Here is a 25,547-nt window from a genome sequence, read left to right on the forward strand (position 1 = left end):
TTGTTAAAATTGTTATACAATACCTCAGCCTTGTCTGAGGTATTTTTTTGTCTAAAATTTAAAAAGAGGATTATATTGATGTTTTATGATTTAGCTCGCCGTTTTATGTTTACCCGTGATGCGGAGTGGGCGCATGAGTTTGCACTTAATAATCTTCGTCGTTTTACCAATACACCTTTAAATTTAGCTTGGTCGCAAAATATTTCTGATAAGCCAGTCGATTTTTTGGGTCTGAAATTTAAAAACCCTGTAGGGCTAGCAGCTGGCCTTGATAAAAATGCGGAATGTATTGATGCATTCAGCCAAATGGGCTTTGGTTTTATTGAAGTTGGCACTATTACGCCGCGTGCTCAAGCGGGTAATGATAAACCTCGTATTTTTAGGTTGCCAGAATCAAACGCTATTATTAACCGTATGGGTTTTAATAATAAAGGCGTTGATAACTTAGTTTCAAATGTAAAAGCAGCAAAATACAGCGGCATACTCGGTATTAATATTGGTAAAAATAAAGATACGCCAAATGAACAAGGTAAAGATGACTATATTCATTGTATGCGTAAAGTGTTTGAACATGCCTCATATATTACGGTAAATATTTCATCACCAAATACACCTGGCTTGCGTGATTTGCAATATGGTGCTGCACTTGATGATTTACTGCAAAGTCTTAAAAACGAACAGTTAGATTTAGTTGCAAAGCACAATAAACAAGTGCCTATGCTTGTAAAAATTGCACCGGATCTAGATCAAATTCAAATAGAGCAAGTAAGTGAATCACTTTTAAATAATAAAATCGATGGTGTAATTGCCACCAACACCACGCTTGAGCGAGCTGCAGTTATGGGCCAGCAATATGCAGAAGAAGCCGGCGGTTTATCAGGTCACCCTGTTAGAATGCGTTCTACAGAGGTAGTGAGTGAATTGAAACGCTTAACACAAGGTAAATTACCAATCATCGGAGTTGGCGGAATAGATGATGCGCAATCTGCAAAAGAAAAGTTCGATGCAGGCGCAAATTTAGTCCAGGTTTATACTGGGTTCATCTACAAAGGTCCACAATTGGTAAAGTCGATCGTTAACGGCTTATAAGGATCAGTTATCTAAGCTTTTGATCGTTCGATAAATGTTCTAAGCAAGCATTTTAAAAGTGGTCAAAAGCGGTTATACTGTGAGCAATAATTATTCAACATACCCAAGGAGGAGTAAATGTTACAAGCATCAAAGCAATGGCAGTGGATTACTTGTCCTAATAAAAATCGTTTATTACTTGATTTAAATGACGACATGCAATTATGTACGCCCTATAAGTTAAGACAACTCACCGATTCTGTTTTTAAAAATCCACGTTTTAGTCTAGAAGATGCTGCATTTTATGAACAAGTTTATAACTATTTAGATGGGTTTGAATTGTGGTCTGCTGCTCAAATTTGTCAAATATCGCTAAATGCAACCGCTGTTAAATATCACTTAAAACCCGTTTTATCAAAAAGCTGGTTTTTTGAAGAGTACACTGGAACAGAGCCAAGTGTAGAAGCAATAGTTAAATTAATATCTAAAACGCAGGCTGGCGATTTTTTAATTGTAGAGCATTGCCCTGATGCATCTATTTGCTTAAATTTAAGCGAAACCTTTAAATTAGACGAAAACTTATCTTTAGCGCAATTTGAAGTAATCCGTATTTTGAATAATCGAGTACACCCCATCCTAAATCAGCAATATCAAAGTCAAACCGCCTAACCAAATTTAAGTCTTAAGCGTGTCTTTATGGCGTGTTTGTCGCCCAACCTATGTTATAATCCTGCGCAATTAGCTATTAAGGGTTATTACTTTGCAATTTATCGCACTTACTTCTATCGGAATCGAAAATTTATTGGTTGATGAACTAACAGAACTTGGCGCAACTGTGTCTAAGCAAACTGTTGGTTCTGTTCGTTTTGAGGCTGACTCATTACTGGCGCAAAAGGTTTGTTTATCAAGTCGTTTTGCAACGCGTGTGCTTATGCTTATTGAAGAAAAAGAAGGCGTAGATGACAAGAATAGCCTGTATAATTTTGCTCGCTCGCAACCTTGGCAAGAGTGGTTTGGACCAACTCAAACATTCGCTGTCGACTTCAACGGTACCAATGACTCATTAAAAAACACACAATTTTCGGGTCTTGTAATAAAAGATGCGATTGTTGACTACTTTAATGATTTATACGAGCAGCGTCCTAACGTTGATAAGCAAGATGCAAATGTGCGTGTTGTTGCACGATTAAATCGTTACGGCGTTTCTATGTATATTGACTATTCGGGCCCTCGTTTGTCTGAACGTGGTTACCGTCAAGGTCAAGGTAAAGCACCAATTAAAGAACATTTAGCGGCTGCATTAATTAAACGAAGTGGTTGGCTTGATAATGTAAAACAACCTTTATTCGATCCATGTTGTGGTGCGGGTACTATTTTAATCGAAGCGGCTGGCATGGCACGAAACGAAGCACCGGGATTATTTCGTGAAGGCTTTGCTTTTGAGCGTTTACCCAGTTTTAGAGCCGCTAAGTTTAAAGAACTTAAAGAAGAGTTACTTGCTAACATTACCGATCCTAAATTGTGGTTAATTGGCCACGATTACGATGAACAAGTTTTAAATAAAGCGATTGATAATGCCAAACGTGCTGAGCTTGATGATGTTATTAAGTTTAAGCAAAGTGATGCAACTAAACTTACTGCTGTTGCAAAATTACCGGGTGTTGTAATTTCAAACTTACCTTATGGTGAGCGTATTGGTTCTATGGCTGAGCTTGTTGATTTACACCGTAATTTAGGTGTTGGCTTTAAAAAGCACTTTAATCATTGGAAACTTGCCTTACTAGGTATGGACGAGAGCTTATTTAAACTTTTAAAACTTGTGCGTCTTAAGCGTTATAAGTTTAAAAATGGCCCACTTGATGTTGAACTTAACTTATATCAATTAGATGATAAGCAAGTAAGTTTGACCACCGATGATAAAAAAGCGCTTAATTTTGAAGGTTCTACGTCATTCGCAAATAGATTGAAAAAGAATAAGCAAGGCTTAAAAAACTGGCTTAAACAAAATAAAGTAGACGCTTATCGAGTTTATGAAGCGGATATCCCTGAGTACAATGTTGCTGTAGATATTTACGGTGACTCTGCTGTTATTTTTGAATATGCAGCGCCTAAAGAAATTGATGAAAAAACATCAGAAAAACGCCTGCAAGACGTAATAACATTGACTTCGCAACAACTTGATATCTCACCTGAAAATATTGCTGTAAAAGTGCGTAAAAAGCAAAAGGGCGAAGACCAGTATACGGCCATGTCTAAACAAAACCGCACTATGGTAGTTGAAGAGTTTGGTGCTAAGTTTAAAGTTAATTTATTTGACTACTTAGACACAGGTTTGTTTTTAGATCACCGTTTAATGCGTCGTTATATTCAAGAAAATGCGAAAGATAAGCGCTTTTTAAACTTGTTTGCATACACAGGTACAGCCTCTGTGCATGCTGCACTTGGTGGCGCTAAAGCAATTACAACAGTTGATTTATCTAAAACCTATTTAAAATGGGGCCAAGATAACTTCGATTTAAACAATATCAGTAATACACGTTACCGTTTTGAACAAGCAGATTGTTTAAAGTGGTTAGAGCATGCGACAGCACAATATGATTTGATATTTTTAGACCCTCCAACGTTCTCAAACTCAAAACGTATGAAAGACGCGTTTGATGTGCAAAGTGATCACATTAAATTATTAACGTGGGTTAAAAAGATCTTAAGTCCATCAGGTACTTTGATTTTCTCTAATAACAAACGTGGTTTTGTAATGGATGAAGTTGGCCTGATTGGTTTAGGTTTAAAAGCCGTTAATATCTCAGATAAAACGCTATCACCAGACTTCAAACGTAATAAAAAAATCCATAATAGCTGGCTAATTACGCATGGCTAAATGGATTTTATATCATACTGATGGCTGCCACTTGTGCGAACAGGCTGAGCAACTTATCACTGATGTACTAAATGACAACAGTGAGTTATTACTAATCGATATTATGACTGATGAGCAGCTTATTGCTGAGTATCAAATTACTATTCCTGTATTAAAAAGTGAAAAAGGCGAGAAATTATATTGGCCTTTTACTTTACACTCTGTGCGCGATTTTTTAGCACAAGCAGAATAAGAGCAAATAAGAACTATGGATTTAATAAGAATTTTAAAAGCACAACTTGCTTTTGGTACACATGCTTTGCTTAACAAAGCAGACGCCGTTATAGAAAGTGGCGAAAGAGTGTGTGTAGTTGGTCGAAATGGCGCGGGTAAGTCAACGTTATTAAAAGTGCTCGATGGACAAGTTGTTTTAGATGACGGTGAAATAAATCAGCTTGGTGGTATTCGAATTTCTCGTTTAGAGCAAGATCCACCAAAAGGTGCAAGCGGAACTGTATTTGATTACGTGGCACAGGGTATGCCAGAAATCGCTAACCTACTCATTGATTTTCATCATGTTAGCAACGAACTGCAAACACAATGTACTGATAAGTTATTAAATAAACTTGAACGTTTATCAAACCAACTTGAAGCCGCTGATGGTTGGCGTTTTGATAGCCGAATTCAATTAGTTTTGACACAATTAGAATTAACACCAGAAGCTAAGCTTGAGTCTCTTTCTGGTGGTTGGTTACGTAAAGTAGCACTTGCGCGTGCACTTGTAAGTGAGCCTGACTTATTATTACTAGATGAGCCAACAAACCATTTAGATATGGCTAGTGTAATGTGGCTTGAACAGTTTTTAAAAGAATTTAAAGGCGGCATTGTATTTATATCGCATGACCGTGCGTTTATTCGCGCTGTCGCTACGCGTATTTTAGATTTAGATCGCGGTAAACTTATTTCCTACCCAGGTGATTACGCGACTTATCTAGAGCAAAAAGCGCATGATTTAAAAGTAGAAGAAGCGCAAAATGCATTGTTTGATAAGCGTTTAGCTGAAGAAGAAACGTGGATTCGCCAAGGTGTTAAAGCGCGAAGAACGCGTAACGAAGGGCGTGTTCGAGAGCTAAAACAGCTACGTAATGAGCGCAAGCAACGTGTTGATCAAGTTGGAAAAACTGACTTTAATATTGAAACAGCTGATCGCTCAGGTAAGTTGGTATTTGAAGCTAAGAACCTTTGCCATGCATTTAAAGACAAAGTTATTGCTGATGATTTTTCGACACTTGTAATGCGTGGCGACAGAATTGGCTTAGTAGGCCCAAATGGTATTGGTAAAACAACACTATTAAAACTAATGTTTGGTGATTTAGAACCTGATAGTGGTATTACTAAGCAAGGTGTTAATTTAGAGTTTGCTTACTTTGACCAATACCGTGAAAAACTTGACGAAGAAGCAACTGTTCAAGATAACGTTGCCGAAGGTAAACAAGAAGTGATGATGGGCGGTCGTTCACGCCATGTTTTAGGTTACCTGCAAGACTTTTTGTTCCCTCCAGCACGCGCTCGAACCCCGGTTAAAGCACTCTCTGGTGGTGAAAAAAATAGACTGCTATTAGCTAAACTGTTTTTAAAACCATCTAATGTACTTGTTCTCGATGAGCCAACGAATGACTTGGACATTGAAACGTTAGAGTTATTAGAGGACATTATTAATCAATATCAAGGTACAGTGCTGATTGTAAGCCATGACCGAGAATTTATTGATAATACATGTTCTAGTGTATGGGCATTTGAAGGCAATGGTAAAGTAACAGATATCGTCGGTGGTTATAGCGACTATGAAGCTTATGTAGGTTACTTAGCTGAACAAGAAAAAAAAATTCAGCAACAACCAGTAAAAAAAGTTGAAAAAGTAGCCGCTCCAGCTGCAAAACCAGCAGCTAAGACAAATAAACTCTCTTACAAATTAAAACTTGAATTAGAGCAACTACCGAATAAAATGGAAAAACTAGAAGCTGAAATTGAAGCTCAACAAGCTGTAGTGAGTGACGCAAACTTTTTTAAACAAGAGAGTGATGTAACAACTAAAGCATTGAACCATTTAGCACAACTTGAGTCTGACCTTGAAGCTGCCCTTGAGCGCTGGGAAGAACTTGAAGAATTACAGAATCAGTAGTAAGGACTAAAATGAAATATAAATTACTCGCTGCCAGTATTTTAGCGACATTAAGCACTTCAGCAACAAGTGCGACGTACCAGTTAAGTGAATTAGGGACTCTTGAAGACGCTAAATATTCTTATGTAACAGATGTAAGCGAAAGCGGGCATATTATTGGTTTCGCAAATGGTTTATACAATTTACCTATTGATACAAGCTATATAGATTTTACTGAAAACCTTATTGAAAATAGCTATGACAATACAGAGGCAGCATTTGAATTAAGTGATAAAGAGATTACCTTCACACTTGATGACATTGAAAATAATGATGCGGTACTTACTAATGCTGATGCACACACTTTCATGGTTAGTTTTTTATCTTCAATTTCTACAAATTTTGAATATCAAAAATTAAGCTCATTAGTAGGCATAAAATATAATGATACACAAATAACTGAGCAACCATTATTTGATATTGCATCTGTTGATTATGACGGACTAACACGTTCAACTACTAACCTTTTTAATGCTGTAACTGAAGATGGTGTTACAGTCGGTTGGGGAAGCGCTCCATACGATAAAGTATCTTTTACACCTGATGGTGAAGATGATGCAGAAACATGGTTTACTCATGAATTTATAGAGCGTGGGATTGTAATAAGCGCTGATGGCAGTGTAAGTGTTGAGTTAGAGCCTGAGTTTAATGAATACGGTGGTACAAGTCGTGCCAACGATATTATTAAAACTAACAGTGGTTATACCGTTGTAGGTAACATGTCTACAAGCATTCCAGATGACAGACAAGATAATATTGATGATAACTGTGATAATGAAGACGAACCTACGTCAGTATGTATCAACTTGTTAAATACAAATATTACACGAGGCTTATTTAATAAGCGCGCTGTTAAATGGGAACTTGATGAATCACTTAATATCACGTCTGTTGAAGAGCTTGGTATGGCACTGACACCTGATGAAGGTGAAGCGGAAGATGATGCATTTACAAGTACTGCTTTAGCAGTGAACAACAACGGGACAATTGTAGGATCATCGAATACACGTTATTACAAAAATGACGATACAATTCTTACAATGCCAGTTTATTTTAAAGACGGTGCGGTTGTTGATTTTATTAATCAAGAAGATGACTGGCAGTCTGGTAAATCAATTGCTATTAATGATAACGATGTAATTACAGGTTATGCAACTAAACGTATTGAAGGTACTCTTCGTAATAAATTCTTTTACCATGATATAGCAACGGGTAGTACGGTTTTCCCTAATGATTACTTTTCAAGCTCAAGTTCTTACGGTAACGATATAAACAACCAAGGTTATATTGTAGGTGAAGGGGAAGTGGGTGTTTCTGATAGCTCGCGACTCAAAGAGGCCTTTATTTACAAAATTGGTGAAGACAAAATCACTAATCTAAACGATTTACTGCCTTGTTATGACACCGACGGTGAAACTGATTACGCTTATACTATGGTTGAAGCGACTGCTATCAACGAAAATAATGAAATATTTGGTACTGCGACTAAAACAGTTGAAAAGCTAGATTCATTAGGCGGTGTAGTAACTGATATTAATGGTGAAATTGAATATGAGAGTATTGCAATAGCAGTTAAACTAACGCCAATTGCAAATGGTGAAGTAGAAAGCTGTGCTCCAGTAGAAGCTGAAGTTTATGAGCGTAACTCTGCTAGCTTCGCTTGGTATACATTATTGTTATTACCACTGGTTGGCTTAAGGCGTGTATTTCGCTTTTAAAGTTTATTGATTATAAAAAAACCAACTTGATAAAGTTGGTTTTTTTTCGTCTATAATATTTTATTAGATTAGGATTGCAGCGATTATTTAGCTTTAACGCCACTAATTATTTCGTGATAACCATGCTTTTTTCACAGAGCGGCGCCAAATAATATCGATACCAAAATATCCTATAATTGATGCAATAGAAGCACATACTAATGAACCTAATAAAAATGCAGGACCAATTGTTTCTATACTTTCTAAAAACCAAGACCAACTTGCTTCAAATACAAAGTGTTGTTCTGGCTGATTAAGTATTAACGTACCCACTAAGTATGAGCCATAAAAGATAGGTGGCATGGTTAATGGATTCGTAAGCCATACTAAAGCAACTGATATGGGTAAATTAACCCTAAATAATATAGCACCTGCTGCGGCTAAAACCATTTGAAAAGGAACAGGGATGAAAGCAAAAAATAACCCGACCGCGAAGGCCCCTCGAGCTGAACGTCTATTTAAATGCCAAAGATTTGCGTCTTGCAAAAGTCGTCCAAATATTTTTAGTGATTTATGATGTCTAATTTTATTTGGATCAGGTAAAAATCTTTGGATCGTTTTTTTAGCCATTTAAAGCAACCATTTACATCAGTGTGGATAAGTCTTGGGTTTGTAATTGGCTGTGTAGCAACCGTGTTTTATTATCAAACTCTCGAATTTACAGTCTTCACAATTTTCATTGTAATAGTGAGCGCTTATTTTAAGCCGTTTTTAAACGTATTGTTAGGCTTTATTTGTGCAATTTGCTTTGTTGGTATGCATTTCTACCTTTTTTATAGTTTTGAAATACCAAAATCGAACGAAAAGTATGCACTTGATTCTACATTAGTTGTTGAAGAGATTATTTCTGATAAAAAACCTCAGTATATCAAAGCCAAAATAGTGGCATTAGACGGGAGTAGTTTTTCGAGTTTTAGAGCACCCAAAGCAATGCTCAGTGTTAATTCTGCACAGCCCTTTACAGTCGGGGATGAATTCTCTGCATTAATCCATTTAAAATATTTTCGCAGTAATAAAAATTTTAATGTGTTTGATAATGAACGTTATGCATTTATAAATAGGATATTATTTAAAGGTAAAGTGCTCAAGAAAGAGCTTAATATAATACACAGCGATAAACAAAGCATCGTACTAGATTATCAAAACTTCATTAAAAATACCTATACAAATACAAGATTGCAGTGGCTCTATTATGCATTACTCAGTGGTGATAAATCGTTGATGAGCTATACAGATAAACAATTAATGCAATCACTTGGGTTAAGTCACTTACTGGCTATATCGGGTTTACATATTGGTTTGATTTTTAGCTTTGGTTATTTATTCATTCGATTTATCTGTACGAAAATAAACTTTTCAATTGGTCAATCATTTAACCTTACACTTTACTACAGTTCGTTCGGTTTTATAGCTGCATTAGTTTACGTATATTTAAGTGACTTTTTAGTATCAGCAACGCGAGCGCTAATTATGCTGGGTTGTTATTTGTTACTTTATTTTCTTGCTAAGCAGCAGCTGCGATGGCGTAGTATTTTATTTGCCTTGGTAATAGTGCTTGCTGTTAACCCATTTAATTTACTTAATCCAGGTCTGTATTTTTCATTTTTAGCGGTCGCTATAATTTTTACTGTTATTAATAAATTACCAATATTAAATACACGAATCAAAAACAAAATTATTGCGTTATTTGTTATTCAAGTAGCATTGTTTATCGGTTTATTACCACTTTCACTTTATTTTTTTAATGGCGTAAGTATTGCGGGCCTAGTCATTAACTTAATTGCGATACCGTTTCTTTCCATCATTATTTTGCCATTTTTGATTGTTTTTACATTACTGAGTACTTTTTTAGATATAGGTAATTTAATACATTTGTTTGATACAGGGCTATATGCGTTATTTAAATTACTTTATGAAATACCCGAGCCGTTAAGATGGCTGACAACAGGAAGAATCGAGTTAATATTCGTCATTTTTACCTATATTACTATGTTGATGATTTACTTCCTCCCCTATAAATTGCTCTGTTTCATTCCTTTAACAGTACTTTTATTGAATAATCTTCTAAAAGAAAAGCCTAACTGGCAACTTCATGTGTTTGATGTTGGGCATGGTCTCATGGCATTAATTGAAAAAGATAACCAAGTGCTTATCTATGATTTTGGTCCAAGTTATTTTAATCGTTTTAGTCGTACGCGAAGTATTTTATTGCCTTATATAAAAGCAAATAATTTCACAGTAAAAACAGCAATTCTAAGTCATGAAGACAGCGATCACGCTGGAGGAATACAGCATTTTATTGAAGCTGGATTTGGGGAAACATTAAAGCAATTTCATCCTGAAAATACACTTAATGTGTGTGAAGTCCAAAGTGTTGATTTTGTCGGTTTAAGAGTAGAAAGCTTTAGCACTATAGGGTATGGAAATGAAAACGACGATTCATGCGTTGTTAGAGTATCGAGTAATACTTATAGTGTGTTATTTACAGGTGATATATCAAAATCCCGTGAAGCCTCATTATTAGCTAATAATACATCGTTGAAAAGTACAGTCATGTTAAGCCCGCATCATGGCAGTGATACATCCTCAAGTGTTAATTTTATTAGTTATGTTGGCCCTAAAGTTGTGATTCATTCAAGTGCTTATAAAGGACAGTGGGAATTTCCCAAGCCCGTTGTTGTCGAGCGTTACAAAGCAATAAGCGCCGAGCAATTTACAACAGGCGTTGAAGGACAAATTAGTATTAAATTCTACTCAAACAATTTGGTCATAGAAACAGCAAGAGGGCAGGAAAGTTATTGGTTTATCAAAGATTGACGTTTAGTTTTATCTCATCGAAGGATACAATACAGGGAGTTACTGTATTTAGAGAGTGTTATGGATCAAAGTACTGCACAAATTTATAAACGTCTTGTCTCGTATGTTGGCGCATACAAAAGCGTCGCTTTTATCGCAATTGTTGGGATGATAGGCTATTCAGCAATGGATGCTTTATTCATTCAATTAATGAAGCCGTTTATTGATCAAGGTTTAAACCAGCGAAATACAGAAGTTTTAAAGTACGCTCCTTTTGTTGTTATCGCGTTAGTACTAGGGCGTGGTGTTTTTAACTTTATGTCTTCGTACTGTTTAAGTTATGTGGGCTCTCAAGTTGTACGCTCTTTACGCCAAGAGTTATTTGAGCACATATTGCATTTACCCGTTTCTTTTCATGACAAAAACTCAACAGGCGATTTAATTTCAAAAATCACTTTTGACACAGAGCAAGTTCAACAAGCAATTACTAAAGCGTTACTTATTGTTGTACGTGAAGGAGCCTTTGTTGTCTTTTTACTTGGTGTAATGTTTTATACCAGTTGGAAGCTCTCACTTATATTTTTAGTCATCATCCCTCTCGTTGCCATTATTGTAGCGGTTGTATCGAAACGTTTTCGCCATATTTCTAAAAGTATCCAATCAGCTATGGGGCAGGTTACACGTAGCTCTGAACAAATGCTTAGCGGACATAAAGTTATTCATGGATTTGGCGGACAAGACCAAGAAATAAACCATTTCTCAAAGATTAATAATCATAACCGCCAGCAGCGCATTAAAATGGATGCGACAAAAGCTTTAAGTGTATCAATTATTCAAATATTAGCAGCAAGTGCTATGGCTGTTATTTTATGGGCTGTATCTCTTCCATCAATGATTGATACGATTACCTCTGGTGACTTCATGGCATTAATTGCCTCAATGATGATGCTATTGCGACCGCTAAAACAACTCGCCAATGTTAATAGTGATATGCAGCGTGGTATCTCTGCCGCGCAAAGTATTTTTTTAGTTTTAGATGAAGAAATGGAAAAAGATACTGGCACCGTTTCAGTCGATAAAGTTAAAGGGTTAATTGAAGTTAAAAATGTAACCTTTAAGTACCCAACAAAAGATGAAGCCGTATTAAACGATTTGTCGCTAACGATTAAAGCGGGTGAAAGTATTGCCTTAGTAGGGCGCTCAGGCTCGGGTAAATCAACAATTTCTAATTTATTACCACGCTACTATGACTTAGAGTTACCGAGTGAAATATTACTTGATGGTATAGCTCTGCAGGATTATAAATTAACAGATCTACGTCGCCAATTTGCTTTAGTGTCTCAACAAGTCGTGTTATTTAACGATACGATTGCTAACAATATTTGTTATGGCATAAAGCATGATGTGTCTGAGGAAGAATTAGAGCAAGTTGCTAAACAAGCGCATGTTTGGGAGTTTGTTAAAGACCTGCCAGAGCAATTAAACACCATGGTAGGTGAAAATGGTGTAATGCTCTCCGGCGGTCAACGCCAGCGTATAGCGATAGCACGTGCAATATTAAAAGACGCACCTATTTTGATTTTAGACGAGGCTACATCAGCACTTGATACCGAATCTGAAAAGCTTATTCAGCAAGCATTAGAAACGCTAATGAAAGATAAAACCTCAATTGTTATTGCGCATCGCTTATCTACTATCGAAAACAGTGACCGAATCTATGTTATTGATAATGGTCGTGTAATAGAAAGTGGCGATCACAATAGTTTATTAGCAAATGACGGTACTTATTCAGCCCTTTGCAAAATGCAGTTTGGTGATCAGGCGTGAGTAAAATAGAACAAAGCTGGTATAAACCATTTGGTCTAATTACTTTACTGTTATTACCATTAAGTGCTTTGTTTTGGGTTGTATCGTCATTTCGAAAATACTTATACAGCGCTAAAATACTTAAACCTTTTGAGTGCAAAACGCCTGTAATTGTAGTTGGCAATATAAGTGTTGGCGGTAATGGTAAAACGCCTTTTGTTTTGTGGCTGTATGGTCATTTAACACAGCAAGGTTTATCAGTGGGAATTATTAGTAGAGGATATGGTGGGCAATCAAAAAATTACCCGCTTTTAGTTACTGAGCTTGTAGATGCTCAGCAGGCTGGAGATGAGCCCGTACTTTTATACCATCGTTTAAAGTGCCCAATAGCGGTTGGGCCTAATAGACAACACAATATCGATTTATTAGAAAATAATTATACACTCGACGTTATTATTTCTGATGATGGAATGCAGCATTATAAAATGCCTCGTAGCATTGAGTGTTGTATTGTTGATAGTGAGCGTCGTTTTGGTAATGGCTTTGTTATGCCAGCAGGGCCACTTCGTGAAACAACTAAACGTTTGCAAAGTGTCGATATAGTAATTGAAAATGGTGGTGAGGCTAATAATAGCTACACATTACAAGTAAGTAATCTTCGCTTGGTTAATTCAAGCGATTATGCAAAAAGTAACGTAAGTGAAGCACATGCAATAAGTGCAATTGGGAACCCTAAACGGTTTGAAAACTCATTAGAAGCACAAGATATTACGTTATTATCGACTCATCATTTTAGAGATCATTATGCTTATACAGTAGATGATTTTGCCCAATTTGGTGATGATTGCATTATAATGACCGAAAAAGATGCCGTTAAATGTAAGTCCTTTGCAAAGCCTAATTGGTATTATTTACCAGTAGATGCACAACCTACCGATAGCGTAATAAACACATTAAATTCAATATTAAAAGAAAAAGGAATACTCAATGGCCTTTGATACAAAATTACTCGAGATAATTGCGTGCCCTGTTTGTAAGGGAAAATTACGCTTTGATAGAGAAAACAACGAACTAATTAGCACAGCAGCTAAGCTTGCTTATCCTGTTCAAGATGATATTCCAGTATTACTTGAAAATGAAGCACGTGAGTTATCTTTAGAAGAGGTTGAAAAGTGGAATTCGTAGTTGTAATTCCTGCTCGTTTTGCATCGACCCGACTACCAGGTAAACCGCTTGCTGATATTTGTGGCAAGCCAATGGTTCAACACGTTTACGAAAAAGCATGTTTATCAGGTGCTAGTAAAGTAGTTATAGCAACCGATCATCAAAAAGTATTTGATGCAGTAAGTATGTTTACTAATGATGTAGTAATGACGCGTGAAGATCACCAGTCGGGTACTGAACGATTAGCTGAAGTGGTTGATTTGCTTAAACTTGATAGCAATACAATTGTGGTTAATGTACAAGGCGATGAGCCATTACTTGCACCAGAAAACGTATCTCAAGTTGCTGCACTATTAAGTGATTCAACAGCACCAATGGCAACGTTAAGTGTTGCTATTGAAGAACGTGATGAAGTATTTAATCCTAATGCCGTTAAAGTGGTTAGCGATATAAATAAAAATGCCCTGTATTTCTCTCGTGCAAGTATACCGTTTGATAGAAATACGATGATGGGTGATAGCACTGCCCTTAATTTAGCCCCGTTTCAACGCCATGTAGGTATTTATGCGTACAGAGCGGGTTTTATTAAACAATACATAGAGCTGAGTGTATCACCACTAGAATTACTTGAATCACTTGAGCAGTTACGTGTTTTGTATCACGGTTATAAAATTAAAATAGAACAAGCTCAAATAGCCCCTCATGCAGGTGTAGATACGCCTGATGACTTAGCTAAAGTGATAGCGCATATTAAAAGTAAAAACGTGTGAGTGAGCAAGTAAGTAAGATATTAAAAGTTGTTTATACACATAACGACTTTTATATTTTAGAAAAGCCAGCGGGTCTTAATTTTCATTCTGAAGAGGGACCCGGCTTTGTTGTTTTAGCCGAACAACAATTATTGCAAAAGCTTTATGCCGTTCATCGTTTAGATAAAGTGACATCAGGGCTGATTATTTTAGCGCGAAACAAAGCCGCTGCAGCCGCCTTTACTGTTATGTTTACTGAGCATGTGATTAATAAATTTTATTTAGCGATTAGTGATGCTAAACCAAAAAAGAAGCAGGGGTGGATAAAAGGCGATATGGCTAAGTCTCGCCGTGGCTCGTTTAAGTTACTAACGAGTACACTTAACCCTGCAATTACCCGATTCTATTCTCTGAGTTATAAGCCAGGGTTTAGAGGGTATATTTTAAAACCTTACTCTGGCAAAACACATCAACTAAGAGTGGCACTAAAAAGTGTGGGCGCAGCTATTTTAGGCGATGCAATGTATTCAGGCACGCCTTCTAATCGTACCTATTTACATGCATATGCGTTAAGCTTTTTATGGCAAGGTGAACAAATACAGCTAACTTTATTACCCGATAGTGGTGATGAGTATTTGGCGTTAATTAAACATCAAGATTTTCAAGCATGGCAATCGCCATGGCAACTGGATTGGTAAATGAGCGAAAAAGTTACAGATATACGTTTTGGTGGTATTAAACGTTTATATGGTCATCAACAGTTTGATTGGCTTCAAGAAGCACATTTTTGTGTAGTAGGTATTGGTGGTGTAGGAAGCTGGACAGCAGAAGCACTTGCACGTACTGGTGTTGGTAAAATAACACTTATAGATTTGGATGATATTTGCGCGACTAACGTCAATAGACAAATTCACGCGTTAACGGGCACTATTGGTCAAGCTAAAGTCGATGCAATGAAAGCGCGCTGCGAGCTTATTAACCCAGAATGCCAAATTAGTGTAATAGATGACTTTATTACGCTTGATAATATTCAAGAGCATATTCAAGGTTTTGATTATGTAATTGATTGTATTGATGCAGTTAAAGAAAAAGCAGCATTAATTGCTCACTGTAAACGTAATAAACTACCTATAATTACAACTGGTGGTGCTGGCGGGCAAACAGATCCTAGCCAAATAACTTTTGGTGATGTAGCTAAAACTACGCAAGACCCATTACTTGCAAAGGTGCGCTATATTTTGCGCAAGCAATATAATTTTAGTAATAATCCTAAACGTAAGTTTAATATTGATTGTGTTTACTCAACAGAGCAATTGGTTTACCCAGGAAGCGATGGCAGCGTATGTCATGCTAAGCAAAGTGCTGATGGCACAATGAATATGGACTGTAATAATGGTTTTGGCTCTGTGACTATGATCACAGGAAGCTTTGGTTTTTTTGTTGCTGCAAAAGCGGTGCGTAAATATCTAAATAAAAAACAACGCTCACAAGCTTAGTTTTAGTTAACTAAGCTTGTGTTGTGCCATGGTTTGTATCTTATCAACCATGGCTTTAATACCATTACCACGTGATGCGCTTAAGTGGCTTATAAGGCCGAGCTTTTCAAATTCTTCATACGCATTTTTATTCACTACCTGTTCTGGTGTAAGCCCGTTGTAAAGCGCTAAAATAATGGCTAATAATCCTTTTACTATACGAGTATCAGAGTCACCTATTACAACAAGTGTATTTTCGGTTAAGTCAAATTCAACGAACATCCATACTTTGCTTTCACAGCCTGGTACAAGTGCATCATCAGTTTTCAAAACATCAGCTAAAGCCGGTAACGTTTTTCCTAAAAGCATTATCTCACGATATTTTTGCTGCCAAGCGGTCGCATTTTTTATAGATTCTGTGACTTTTTTAAACGTATTTGTCATGAGTTATCCTAATTAATTCTATTAAACTGGCGTTCAATCTAATAAAGCGATACATTTTTTAAGTGAATCAATGAATATATCTACATCTTTGTAGGTATTATAAAAAGAAAAACTCGCTCTTAACGTTCCATTAAGCCCTAAATGTGTCATTAATGGTTGCGTACAATGGTGTCCACTTCTGACTGCAACCCCATATCCGTCAAGTAAAGTTGCCAAATCATAAGGATGTTCATCTTTAAAATTAAAACAGAGTGTACCAATATTGTCAGATAGGTTGCTGAATATGGTAATGCCATCCACCTTTACCAATTTTTGTGCCGCGTAACTAAACAATTCTTGTTCATATTGCTGTATTTGCACGTGATCTAATTCATTTAAATAGTCTAATGCGGCACCAAAGCCTAAAACTCCAGAAATATTTGGTGTGCCAGTTTCAAATTTTGCAGGCGCAGGGCGATAAGTGCTATGAGTTAAGTAAACTTTATCGATCATTTCACCGCCGGATTGGTAAATATCTAGCGTATTTAGCTCTTCATATTGGCCATAAAGTACACCTAAGCCTGTTGGACCGAGCATTTTATGGCTTGAGCAAACATAAAAGTCACAGTTTAATTCACGTAAATCGGGTTTTAAATGCAGTGCACCTTGGGCTCCGTCCACTAAAACAAGCGAATTCACCTCTTTTGCAGCTACAATTAGTGGCTTTAAATCAGTGATATTACCCAGTGTGTTCGATGCTTGTGTAATAGCTAATAAGGCAGGTTTTGTTTCTTTTATAAATTCACAGCATTGTTGGGTGTTTAGCGTGCCATTATTATTTAGCGGCAGAGAGACTAATTTAGCTCCCGTCTGTTGGCTTACTAGTTGCCAAGGCACTATGTTTGCGTGATGCTCAAGCGGAGATATTATTATGGTATGACTTTCATCTAAACGCTTTTTTAAGCCGTTAGCGACCAAATTTATGGCTTCTGTAGCACCTTTAGTCCATACAATCTCTTTACTTAAGACATTAAAAAACCTTGCAGCTTTATCCCGGACTTGTTCATAAGAATAAGTGGCCTGTTCGCTAAGTGTATGGCGTCCACGGTGTACATTTGCATTTTGAGACGTATAAAACTCAGTAATTGTATCTATAACTGATTGAGGCTTTTGTGAGGTTGCTGCTGAGTCTAAATAAACAAGCGGGCAGCCGTTTATTGTTTGATTTAATGTCGGGAAGTCTTTTCTAATTTTATTTATATCAAACTTTAAAGTAGGCATAGCTCATCTACATAGTGTTTTTAAGGCAGGGATTGTAATCGGTTTATGATAATTCTCAAGTGCTGTTAATAAAAAAAGGCCGCAAAATGCGGCCTTTTAAACTAACCAGCGCTAATTAACGCTTGTCAGTTGATACGTAGTCACGTTGAGTGTAACCAGTATACATTTGGCGAGGACGGCTGATCTTATGACCAGGTTGAGATAGCATCTCATCCCAGTGAGTGATCCAACCAACAGTACGTGCCATTGCAAAAATTACAGTGAACATGCTTGTTGGAATACCAATCGCTTTTAAGATAATACCAGAGTAGAAATCTACGTTAGGGTATAGTTTCTTCTCTACAAAGTACGGGTCTTCAAGGGCAATTTGCTCAAGCTTCATAGCAATATCAAGAAGTGGATCTTGGATATTTAGCTCAGCTAAAACTTCATGACACGTTTGACGCATTACTGTAGCACGTGGGTCGAAGTTTTTGTAAACGCGGTGACCAAAGCCCATAAGGCGGAATGGGTCAGCTTTGTCTTTAGCTTTAGCAACGTATTCATCAATACGATCCACAGAGCCAATCTCTTCTAACATGTTTAAACATGCTTCGTTAGCGCCGCCGTGAGCAGGTCCCCATAAAGAAGCAATACCAGCTGCAATACATGCATACGGGTTAGCACCTGATGAACCAGCAAGACGAACTGTTGAAGTCGATGCATTTTGCTCATGATCTGCATGAAGCATAAAGATTTTATCCATAGCTTTAGCAGTTACAGGGTTAACTTTATATTCTTCAGCAGGCACAGAGAACATCATGTGTAAGAAGTTTTCTGCATAGCTTAAATCGTTACGTGGGTATACAAACGGTTGGCCGATGTTTGTTTTATAAGCCATTGCAGCAATAGTTGGTAACTTAGCAACTAGCTTAACTGCACTTGTTTTACGTTGTTCTGCATCAGTAATATCAAGGTCTTCATGATAAAAAGATGATAATGCACCCACTACGCCACAAAGCATTGCCATTGGGTGAGCGTCAAAGCGGAAACCTTGGAAAAAGTTAGCAATTTTCTCGTCAAGCATAGTGCTTGTAGTGATTTCATTCTTAAAAACTTCGTATTGTTCTTTAGAAGGTAACTCACCATTTAAAAGTAAGTAGCAAAGCTCAATATAGTTAGAATCTTCAGCTAATTGCTCAATTGGGTAACCACGGTGAAGTAGTACACCTTTACCACCATCAATATAGGTGATTGCAGATTCACAAGAACCAGTCGACATGAAACCTGGGTCATAAGTAAAGTGACCATGTGAACCTAACGTACGTACGTCGATTACATCTTGGCCAGCAGTGCCTTGATAAATTGGAAGTTCGATTGGATCTAGTCCATCAATATGGACTGTGGCTTTTTTATCTGCCATCGCTATGTATCTCCTATTAAGATATCTATTCTGATTTTTAGATTTTAAAGTTCTGAAATCTGTTTTAAGCACATCTTCGCATTTTAACGTGAAAGAGGGGGTTAAAGTCAATTTTTATAAACATTATGCATATATGTATAATAAATATTCGGTATTAATTAAATATAATACTATTGGCTAATTCGCAAACATCTCTAAATAAACAAGAATTGTAAAAAGTCCTGTGGGTATATATACTAACGGTGGTTTTAAACCGTATTGTATTTGGGTAAACATATTCTTAACAGCTTAAAATTTACTGTTTTGTGAACTTTAACTATTTTGATACGTTTATTCTGATAGTTCCATCAGTAATATTTGGTGGGTTTTTAGAAAAACAAGTAGATGAGCTCCACTGTGAGCAAAGATGGGCAAGTAACTGTGAAAAAGCAAAGACCTGTAAATCTAGATCTAACAACTATATCTATGCCGGCAACGGCTAAAGCTTCAATTTTTCACCGCGTCACCGGTGTTGCATTGTTTTTTGCTTTAACGTTTGTCATTTGGGCTTGGTCTGAGTCTCTCTCTTCAGCTGAAGGTTTTGAATTCGTCAAGGGTCTGTTTAACGGATTCATTGCCAAATTTATAGCTTGGGGCACTGTTTCTGTATTAGGTTATCACCTTATTGGTGGCATCCGTCATATGATTATGGATATGGGACATTGGGAAGAACTTGAATCAGGTAACCTCAGCGCTAAAGTATCAATGGCTCTTGGTGTTGTGTTTGCCGTATTGGCAGGGGTGTGGATATGGTTTTAAATCAAGCAACTCTAAAACGTGATGGTGTACAAGATTTCGTATCTTTACGTACCACGGCATTAATAATCAGCGCGTACGCGATTTTTATTATCGGCTATTTTTTAGCGACGCCAGAAGTCACTTTCGAAGCCTGGACAGGCCTCTTCTCTAACCTAGCAATGAAAGGGTTTACTTTAATTACCCTTATTTGCATTATGGTTCATACCCGCATTGGCCTTTGGCAAGTTCTTACAGACTATGTTAAGTGTTCGAAGTTGCGTGCTGTATTAGGTTTTGTTTTAAACCTAATGGCCGTTGCTTACGTAGCTATTGGTCTAATCGTATTATGGGGTGTTTAAGTGAAATATTCTGTTCGTGAATTTGACGCCGTAGTAATTGGTGCAGGTGGTGCTGGTATGCGCGCTGCTTTAGCAATTACAGAATCTGGCAAAACGTGTGCATTAATATCTAAAGTATTTCCAACGCGCTCACACACTGTATCTGCTCAAGGTGGTATTACAGTAGCGCTTGGTAATTCACACGAAGACAACTGGGAATGGCATATGTACGATACCGTTAAGGGTTCCGATTTTATCGGTGACCAAGACGCTATTGAATACATGTGTCAAACTGGCCCAGAAGCTATTACTGAATTAGAAAACATGGGACTACCATTTTCTCGTTTTGAAAATGGCCGTGTTTACCAACGTCCTTTCGGTGGTCAATCGAAAAACTTTGGTGGTGAACAAGCCGCACGTACTGCTGCTGCAGCTGACCGTACTGGTCATGCTTTACTTCATCTTCTATATCAACAAAACGTTAAAAACAAAACAAATGTATTCTCTGAGTGGTATGCACTTGACTTAGTTAAAAACGACAATGGCGATGTAGTAGGGTGTACAGCAATTGAGATTGAAACAGGTGAAATCACTTTCTTCAAATCTAAAGCAGTTGTATTAGCCACTGGTGGTGCAGGTCGTATATTCGCATCAACAACAAATGCTCACATTAACACCGGTGACGGTGTTGGTATGGCAACACGCGCTGGTATTTCTATGCAAGACATGGAAATGTGGCAGTTCCACCCAACGGGTATTGCAGGTGCTGGTACGCTAGTAACTGAAGGTTGTCGTGGTGAAGGCGGTTATCTTTTAAATAAAGATGGCGAGCGCTTCATGGAACGTTACGCACCAAATGCAAAAGACTTAGCGTCTCGTGATGTTGTTGCGCGTTCAATGATGACTGAAATCCGTGAAGGTCGTGGTTGTGATGGTCCTTGGGGTCCTCATATCAAGCTGAAACTTGACCATTTAGGTGAAGAAACGCTTAACCTACGTCTTCCTGGCGTATGTGACTTAGCTAAAACTTTCGCTCACGTTGATCCAGCTAAAGAGCCAATTCCAGTAATTCCTACTTGTCATTATATGATGGGTGGTGTTCCTACTAACGTAAATGGACAAGCACTACAAATCGATGCTCAAGGCAACGAAAAAGTAGTTGAAGGTTTATTTGCTGTTGGTGAGATTGCATGTGTATCTGTACACGGTGCAAACCGCCTAGGTGGTAACTCATTACTAGATTTAGTTGTATTTGGCCGTGCTGCTGGTAACTTCTTAGGTAAGTACCTTAAAGATGTTGAAGTATCAAAAGCGGCTTCAGAGTCAGATTTAGAAGCGTCTCTTGCACGTTACAACCGTTGGGAAAATTCAACGGCTGGCCAAGGTGAAGATCCAGTTCAAATCAAAAAAGACCTACAGCAATGTATGCAGCTTAACTTCTCGGTATTCCGTGAAGGCGATTCAATGGCTTCTGGTCTTCAAGAACTTAAAGAAATTCGTGAACGTCTGCAACATGCTCGTCTTGATGATAAATCATCAGACTTCAATACGCAGCGTATCGAATGTCTTGAACTAGATAACTTAATGGAAACAGCTTACTCAACTGCAGTAGCTGCAAACTTCCGTACAGAAAGCCGTGGTGCACATTCTCGCTTTGACTACCCAGATCGTGATGACGAAAACTGGTTATGTCACTCAGTATTCAATCCTGTAACGGATGAAATGAGTAAGCGTGATGTAAACTATGCGCCTAAAACGCGTGAAGCTTTCCCACCTAAAGCACGTGTTTACTAGGAGATAGACGATGGCACAAGTACAATTTTCAGTTTATCGTTATAATCCAGATGTTGACAACGCTCCTCGTATGCAAGAATACACCTTGCAAACAGAGGAAGGTCACGACATGATGGTGTTAGATGCACTTATTCTTTTAAAAGAACAAGATCCTACACTATCTTTTCGTCGTTCATGCCGTGAAGGTGTGTGTGGATCTGATGGTGTTAACATGAATGGTAAAAATGGTTTAGCATGTATTACTCCTTTATCTACGCTACAAAAAAATGGCAAAGGTAAAATTGTAGTACGTCCATTACCAGGCTTACCTGTGGTTCGTGACCTTGTTATTGACATGAGTCAGTTCTACACTCAGTACGAAAAAGTTAAACCTTATTTAATTAATGATCAGCCTGCAGCAGGCGAGCGTCTTCAATCTATTGAAGAACGTGATAAATTAGATGGGCTATATGAGTGTATTTTGTGTGCATGTTGTTCGACATCGTGTCCTTCGTTCTGGTGGAATCCAGACAAGTTCATTGGTCCAGCAGGCCTTCTTCACGCTTACCGTTTCTTAGCTGATAGCCGAGATACAGCAACTGAAGAACGTTTAGCGGATTTAGACGATGCGTTCAGTGTGTTCCGTTGCCACAGTATCATGAACTGTGTTAGCGTTTGTCCTAAGGGTCTTAACCCGACTAAAGCAATTGGGCAAATCAAATCTATGTTATTAAACCGAGCGGTTTGATTACTTAGTAAACGTAAGATGGCTAATACAGATTATTAGCCATCTTGTTATGATAACTATTAATTTCTGCGCTAAAGAAAAGGGCTTATAAATGCACGAAGGTGTGATGAAGGCATGGCTAGAATCTTCACATTTAAACGGCGGCAACGTTGCTTATGTAGAAGAGCTTTATGAAGCGTATTTAGACGATGCGACTTCTGTGCCAGATGAATGGCGAGAAGTGTTCGAACAATTACCTAAAGTTGATGGTGTGGATGTTGAAGTAAAACATTCAGAAGTTCGAACGCAGTTTGCACAGCTTGCAAAAAACAAGCATAGAGAAGTAGTGGTAGCAGAGGGTAGTGGCGGTGACCTTAAACAGGTTAAAGTTCTACAACTTATTAATGCTTTCCGTTTTCGTGGACACCAAAATGCAAACCTAGATCCATTAGGTATTTGGCAACGAGAGCGTGTACGAGATTTAGAGCTAGAGTACCACGACTTATCTTCAAGTGATTTTGACCGCGAGTTTAACGTAGGATCGTTTGCCGTAGGCCGCGATACTATGCCTTTAGGTGAACTATACCAAGCACTAAAAACTACATATTGTGGTTCAATTGGCGCTGAGTATATGCACATCACATCAACAGAGGAAAAGCGTTGGTTACAACAGCGTTTAGAATCTGTCCAGTCTAGGCCAAAATTCGAAAAAGACGAAAAGCTGCGTATCCTAAAAGGATTAACTGCTGCTGACGGACTTGAAAAATATTTAGGGGCTAAGTTCCCAGGCGCTAAGCGTTTTTCACTTGAAGGTGGCGATGCGCTAGTTCCAATGTTAAAAGAGCTTATTCACCGCGCAGGTGAAAGCGGCCAACAAGAAGCTGTTATTGGTATGGCTCACCGTGGTCGTTTAAATGTTCTTGTAAATGTACTTGGTAAAAATCCATCAGAATTATTTGATGAGTTTGCTGGTAAACATAAAGAAACATTAAGTTCTGGCGATGTTAAATACCACATGGGTTATTCATCTGACTTTGCTACTAAAGGTGGCAATGTTCATATGGCGCTTGCGTTTAACCCGTCTCATCTTGAAATTGTAAATCCAGTTGTTATGGGCTCAGTACGTGCTCGTCTTGATCGCTTAGGTGACAGTTCTGGTATTAAAGCTTTACCAATTACAATTCATGGTGATTCTGCGGTTACAGGCCAAGGTGTTGTACAAGAAACGTTTAACTTATCACAAACTAACGCGTTTAGTTGTGGTGGTAGTATTCGTATTGTTGTAAATAACCAAGTTGGTTTTACTACATCAAAACAAGACGATGTACGCTCTACAGATTACTGTACTGACATTGCTAAAATGGTTCAGTCACCTATCTTCCATGTTAACTCTGATGACCCTGAAGCAGTTGCATTTGTTACTCAAATTGCACTTGATTTCAGAAACCAGTTTAAACGTGACGTAGTAATCGATTTAGTATGTTACCGTCGCCATGGTCACAATGAAGCTGATGAGCCTAATGCAACTCAGCCTGTTATGTACCAAAAAATTAAAAAGCACCCAGTTCCACGTTTAATTTACGCAGATCAACTTATAGCTGAAGGCTCTTTTTCTGAACAAGAAATAAAAGCACTTGCTGATGAGTACCGTAATGCATTAGACGAAGGCAACTGTGTTGTTTCAGAAATACAACCAGAGACATCGCATTCTTCAGATTGGGCAAAGTATGTTGGCCATGAATGGGATGTTGATTACGATGCCAGCGTACCTGTTGAAGAGCTCAAAGCACTCGGTGAGAAAATCGCTTCTTACCCAGAGCAATATAAAGCACAGTCACGCGTTAAAAAGATTTACGATGATCGTAAATTAATGGCTTCTGGTGAGAAACCTCTAGATTGGGGAATGGCAGAAACACTTGCTTATGCAACAATTGCAACTGAAGGCACTGACATTCGTTTAACTGGTCAGGATTCAGGGCGTGGTACATTCTTCCATCGTCATGCTGTTGTTCACAGTCAATCAGACGGCGCTACTTATACACCTCTACAGCACTTAAGCGAAGATCAAGGTACTTTTGAAGTATTTGACTCTGTTTTATCTGAAGAAGCTGTTGTTGCTTTTGAATACGGTTATGCAACTGCAGAGCCTACTTCATTAGTACTTTGGGAAGCACAGTTTGGTGATTTCGCCAACGGTGCACAAGTTGTATTTGACCAATTCCTAAGTTCTGGTGAGCAAAAATGGGGCCGTTTATGTGGTCTTACAATTTTGTTACCACATGGCTACGAAGGACAAGGTCCAGAACATAGTTCAGCTCGTTTAGAGCGTTTCCTACAACTATGTGCTGATCACAACATGCAAGTATGTGTTCCATCTACTCCTGCACAAGTTTACGCTATGCTTCGTCGTCAATCAGTTCGACCACTACGTCGTCCGTTGATTGTTATGACGCCTAAGTCGTTGCTTCGTCATCCTCTTGCAACTTCATCGCTTGAAGAGCTATCGCATGGTGTTTTCCATAATATGATCGACGAAGTTGATGATATTAACCCTGAGAAAGTTGAACGCGTTGTATTTTGTAGTGGTAAAGTTTATTACGAACTATTACAAGAGCGTCGTAAGCTAGAGCAAGATAATATTGCTATTGTTCGTGTTGAGCAGTTATATCCGTTCCCACATGACGAAATGCAAACAATTATGGAGCGTTACCAACACGTAACTGATTTTGTATGGTGTCAAGAAGAGCCACAAAACCAAGGTGCATGGTATTGTTCACAACATCACTTTATTGATGCAATCCCACAAGGTGCTAAATTAAAATATGCAGGACGTAAAGCGTCTGCATCACCAGCGTGTGGTTACATGTCAGTACATACTAAAGAACAACAAGCGCTCGTTGCCGACGCGCTTACTATAGAAAATAAAGGATAAG

At 37.9% G+C, this 25,547-nt stretch carries 22 protein-coding genes; 18 read left to right on the plus strand and 4 right to left on the minus strand.

Annotated features, from left to right (window positions below; genetic code table 11):
* Window positions 1-78 precede the first annotated feature (78 nt).
* The 6 genes from pyrD (at window position 79) to H5160_RS00235 (ending at window position 7,864) form a co-directional block, all read left to right on the plus strand.
* Entirely contained in the window at window positions 79-1,089 is a 1,011-nt protein-coding gene (pyrD, locus tag H5160_RS00210; protein WP_182736322.1) for a quinone-dependent dihydroorotate dehydrogenase, read from the plus strand.
* Between the two features lie 117 nt (window positions 1,090-1,206).
* A complete protein-coding gene (locus tag H5160_RS00215) occupies window positions 1,207-1,737 on the plus strand; it encodes a cell division protein ZapC domain-containing protein (RefSeq protein WP_182736323.1) in 531 nt (176 codons plus the stop codon).
* A gap of 91 nt (window positions 1,738-1,828) precedes the next feature.
* Window positions 1,829-3,946, plus strand: a complete 2,118-nt coding sequence (gene rlmKL, locus H5160_RS00220; RefSeq protein WP_008133692.1) for a bifunctional 23S rRNA (guanine(2069)-N(7))-methyltransferase RlmK/23S rRNA (guanine(2445)-N(2))-methyltransferase RlmL — start codon at window positions 1,829-1,831, stop codon at window positions 3,944-3,946.
* Window positions 3,939-4,178: a glutaredoxin family protein gene (locus tag H5160_RS00225; protein ID WP_182736325.1), complete on the plus strand. Its 240-nt coding sequence runs from the start codon at window positions 3,939-3,941 to the stop codon at window positions 4,176-4,178. The genes rlmKL and H5160_RS00225 overlap by 8 nt, the downstream gene beginning before the upstream one ends.
* A 15-nt stretch (window positions 4,179-4,193) precedes the next feature.
* Entirely contained in the window at window positions 4,194-6,107 is a 1,914-nt protein-coding gene (locus tag H5160_RS00230; protein ID WP_182736326.1) for an ABC transporter ATP-binding protein, read from the plus strand.
* A gap of 11 nt (window positions 6,108-6,118) precedes the next feature.
* Window positions 6,119-7,864: a DUF3466 family protein gene (locus H5160_RS00235; RefSeq protein ID WP_182736328.1), complete on the plus strand. Its 1,746-nt coding sequence runs from the start codon at window positions 6,119-6,121 to the stop codon at window positions 7,862-7,864.
* Between the two features lie 102 nt (window positions 7,865-7,966).
* On the opposite strand, the gene H5160_RS00240 is transcribed toward H5160_RS00235, so the two are convergent.
* Complete coding sequence (locus H5160_RS00240; RefSeq protein WP_024595571.1) at window positions 7,967-8,473, minus strand: DUF2062 domain-containing protein; 507 nt, start codon at window positions 8,471-8,473, stop codon at window positions 7,967-7,969.
* Here H5160_RS00240 and H5160_RS00245 point away from each other — a divergent pair.
* Genes H5160_RS00245 through tcdA form a run of 7 tightly spaced genes read left to right on the plus strand, consistent with a single transcriptional unit; the run spans window position 8,453 to window position 15,914 of the window.
* Window positions 8,453-10,720, plus strand: a complete 2,268-nt coding sequence (locus H5160_RS00245; RefSeq protein ID WP_182736329.1) for a DNA internalization-related competence protein ComEC/Rec2 — start codon at window positions 8,453-8,455, stop codon at window positions 10,718-10,720. The two genes, H5160_RS00240 and H5160_RS00245, sit on opposite strands and share 21 nt — an antisense overlap.
* Window positions 10,721-10,780: 60 nt before the next feature.
* A complete protein-coding gene (gene msbA / locus H5160_RS00250; RefSeq protein WP_149602576.1) occupies window positions 10,781-12,526 on the plus strand; it encodes a lipid A export permease/ATP-binding protein MsbA in 1,746 nt (581 codons plus the stop codon).
* Entirely contained in the window at window positions 12,523-13,503 is a 981-nt protein-coding gene (gene lpxK, locus H5160_RS00255) for a tetraacyldisaccharide 4'-kinase (protein ID WP_182736330.1), read from the plus strand. Before msbA ends, lpxK begins: the two co-directional genes overlap by 4 nt.
* Window positions 13,493-13,690, plus strand: a complete 198-nt coding sequence (locus tag H5160_RS00260) for a Trm112 family protein (RefSeq protein WP_002961789.1) — start codon at window positions 13,493-13,495, stop codon at window positions 13,688-13,690. The genes lpxK and H5160_RS00260 overlap by 11 nt, the downstream gene beginning before the upstream one ends.
* Window positions 13,678-14,439 carry a 3-deoxy-manno-octulosonate cytidylyltransferase gene (kdsB, locus tag H5160_RS00265; RefSeq protein WP_002961791.1) on the plus strand — a complete coding sequence of 254 codons (762 nt, stop codon included), beginning with the start codon at window positions 13,678-13,680 and terminating at the stop codon, window positions 14,437-14,439. Before H5160_RS00260 ends, kdsB begins: the two co-directional genes overlap by 13 nt.
* The gene (locus tag H5160_RS00270; protein ID WP_182719820.1) at window positions 14,436-15,116 is read left to right on the plus strand and encodes a TIGR01621 family pseudouridine synthase; all 681 of its coding nucleotides are present in this window, start codon (window positions 14,436-14,438) and stop codon (window positions 15,114-15,116) included. The genes kdsB and H5160_RS00270 overlap by 4 nt, the downstream gene beginning before the upstream one ends.
* On the plus strand, window positions 15,117-15,914 hold the full coding sequence (tcdA, locus tag H5160_RS00275) for a tRNA cyclic N6-threonylcarbamoyladenosine(37) synthase TcdA (RefSeq protein ID WP_182736332.1): 798 nt from the start codon (window positions 15,117-15,119) through the stop codon (window positions 15,912-15,914).
* 6 nt (window positions 15,915-15,920) lie between these two features.
* On the opposite strand, the gene H5160_RS00280 is transcribed toward tcdA, so the two are convergent.
* From H5160_RS00280 to H5160_RS00290, 3 genes are all read right to left on the minus strand, one after another.
* Window positions 15,921-16,337 carry a SufE family protein gene (locus H5160_RS00280; protein ID WP_165723481.1) on the minus strand — a complete coding sequence of 139 codons (417 nt, stop codon included), beginning with the start codon at window positions 16,335-16,337 and terminating at the stop codon, window positions 15,921-15,923.
* A 33-nt stretch (window positions 16,338-16,370) separates the two neighbouring features.
* Window positions 16,371-17,597 carry a SufS family cysteine desulfurase gene (locus H5160_RS00285; protein WP_182693765.1) on the minus strand — a complete coding sequence of 409 codons (1,227 nt, stop codon included), beginning with the start codon at window positions 17,595-17,597 and terminating at the stop codon, window positions 16,371-16,373.
* A gap of 115 nt (window positions 17,598-17,712) precedes the next feature.
* Entirely contained in the window at window positions 17,713-18,999 is a 1,287-nt protein-coding gene (locus H5160_RS00290; protein ID WP_002961796.1) for a citrate synthase, read from the minus strand.
* Window positions 19,000-19,419: 420 nt separating this feature from the next.
* On the opposite strand from H5160_RS00290, the gene sdhC reads away from it, so the two are divergent.
* The 5 genes from sdhC (at window position 19,420) to sucA (ending at window position 25,546) form a co-directional block, all read left to right on the plus strand.
* Window positions 19,420-19,797, plus strand: a complete 378-nt coding sequence (sdhC, locus tag H5160_RS00295) for a succinate dehydrogenase, cytochrome b556 subunit (RefSeq protein ID WP_122975019.1) — start codon at window positions 19,420-19,422, stop codon at window positions 19,795-19,797.
* Complete coding sequence (gene sdhD / locus H5160_RS00300; protein ID WP_002961798.1) at window positions 19,788-20,135, plus strand: succinate dehydrogenase, hydrophobic membrane anchor protein; 348 nt, start codon at window positions 19,788-19,790, stop codon at window positions 20,133-20,135. Before sdhC ends, sdhD begins: the two co-directional genes overlap by 10 nt.
* The gene (gene sdhA / locus H5160_RS00305; RefSeq protein ID WP_002961801.1) at window positions 20,136-21,908 is read left to right on the plus strand and encodes a succinate dehydrogenase flavoprotein subunit; all 1,773 of its coding nucleotides are present in this window, start codon (window positions 20,136-20,138) and stop codon (window positions 21,906-21,908) included.
* Between the two features lie 10 nt (window positions 21,909-21,918).
* Window positions 21,919-22,635, plus strand: coding sequence for a succinate dehydrogenase iron-sulfur subunit (locus H5160_RS00310; RefSeq protein WP_002961804.1), 717 nt, complete (start codon window positions 21,919-21,921; stop codon window positions 22,633-22,635).
* 91 nt (window positions 22,636-22,726) lie between these two features.
* On the plus strand, window positions 22,727-25,546 hold the full coding sequence (sucA, locus tag H5160_RS00315) for a 2-oxoglutarate dehydrogenase E1 component (RefSeq protein ID WP_033021680.1): 2,820 nt from the start codon (window positions 22,727-22,729) through the stop codon (window positions 25,544-25,546).
* The last annotated feature ends 1 nt before the right edge of the window (window position 25,547 follow it).

The sequence above is a fragment of the Pseudoalteromonas sp. SG43-4 genome, assembly GCF_014164325.1.
In the GTDB taxonomy this organism is placed as follows: Bacteria; Pseudomonadota; Gammaproteobacteria; order Enterobacterales; family Alteromonadaceae; genus Pseudoalteromonas; species Pseudoalteromonas distincta.